The organism is Siccirubricoccus deserti, assembly GCF_014283215.1.
Classification (GTDB): Bacteria; Pseudomonadota; Alphaproteobacteria; order Acetobacterales; family Acetobacteraceae; genus Siccirubricoccus; species Siccirubricoccus deserti.
The window spans coordinates 1-1,171 of the sequence record NZ_JACOMF010000227.1; the positions used below are offsets into that span (position 1 = coordinate 1).

General features: G+C 59.9%; 1 protein-coding gene and 1 pseudogene. Both read left to right on the top strand.

Annotated features, from left to right (window positions below; translation table 11 throughout):
- Positions 1-112: pseudogene (locus tag H7965_RS31615) on the top strand (IS630 family transposase); the annotation flags it as partial.
- Positions 113-764: 652 nt separating this feature from the next.
- Complete coding sequence (locus H7965_RS32235) at positions 765-1,016, top strand: PAS domain-containing protein (protein WP_186774103.1); 252 nt, start codon at positions 765-767, stop codon at positions 1,014-1,016.
- Positions 1,017-1,171 lie beyond the last annotated feature (155 nt).

Sequence of the window (1,171 nt, forward strand, 5' to 3'; positions counted from 1 at the left end):
CGCCGCGCGGACCATCGACGGGCTCTGGGATGCCATCCGCGACGCCCTGCCACGCTTTACCCCGGAAGAGTGCCGAAACTACTTCACCGCCGCAGGCTATGAACCAGAATGATCGGATTCCGCCCTAGGTCCAAGATTCCGTGCGATAGGCAGAGATGCTCTGAAAGGCCGGAGTTAGCGGCAAGGCGCTCGGGTGCCGCGCTGTCTGCCGGCAGTTGGCAGCGTCGCTGCTCCCGGTAATTCCTGCTGTTCGGCAGCCGGACACCTCTAAAAACCCTCCCGTTGCGCTTTCAACCTCCCAATAAGATTTTGATCTTGTTCAGAGTAGGATTGGGCTCTGGGAGGTTTTTAAAGGTGTCCAGCCTAGGTCTGACGCTGCCAGGCTCCGGCCGCCACACCTCATCGGCGTGGCCGGCAGGAGAGTCGCCGGCTTGGATAGTAGTGGCGCCTCGACCGCCGTTGCCCGGCAATCGCAAGCGGCGGTAGCGCCTGAGGGCTGCTCGTCGCGCCACTGGCACCCCACTCGCAGCCGCCTACCTGCCCAGCGACTTGGCAGACGGGGTCTTACGAGGGCATGCCGGTCATGTACGAGTTTGCACTGATCCTTGCTGATCTGAACAAACCGGACACGCAGCACACCGAAGCTACTATGCAGTACAATTATTCATTTACAATTCACGAAAATTTGATTAAGAAGAGCAATCCTAAAAGATTGGGCGGCCGGATAGACGCCCCGTCCCAGCTCACGGCGAAAGACAGCCCAGATGGAAGGCTTTATTGCTCAGGCACTTCTGAGTGTTGCGGATCGCCAGGAACATTCCTTGTCCGCATTGGCGCCGAGTTACAAGACAGCGAAGTCATTGGAACTGGTGCTCAATGGCGTGCCGCATCCGGTCCTGGTCAAGGACCGGGCGCACCGGTGGCTTCTCATGAACGAAGCCTGGTGCAGGCTCATGCAAAGACCGCGTGAGGAAATGCTGGGTCGCACGGATTTTGACTTGGTCTTGCTCTGTTGAAACCCTGGCTTGGCTGGGTACTTTGGGCGGCTATCTTGGGATGAGCGGTCCGGAGGTGGTCGATGCGGACGCTTTCGAAGTCGGCGCTGCGGGTGGCCGGTGAGGCGCTTGCGGTGGGGCGGACGGCACTGCCTGCCTATGGCAGCCACTACTCG

What these genes read in the sequence shown, in the direction of transcription:
- H7965_RS32235 (WP_186774103.1), top strand. Translation starts at nt 765, where the DNA reads ATGGAAGGCTTTATTGCTCAGGCACTTCTGAGTGTTGCGGATCGCCAG.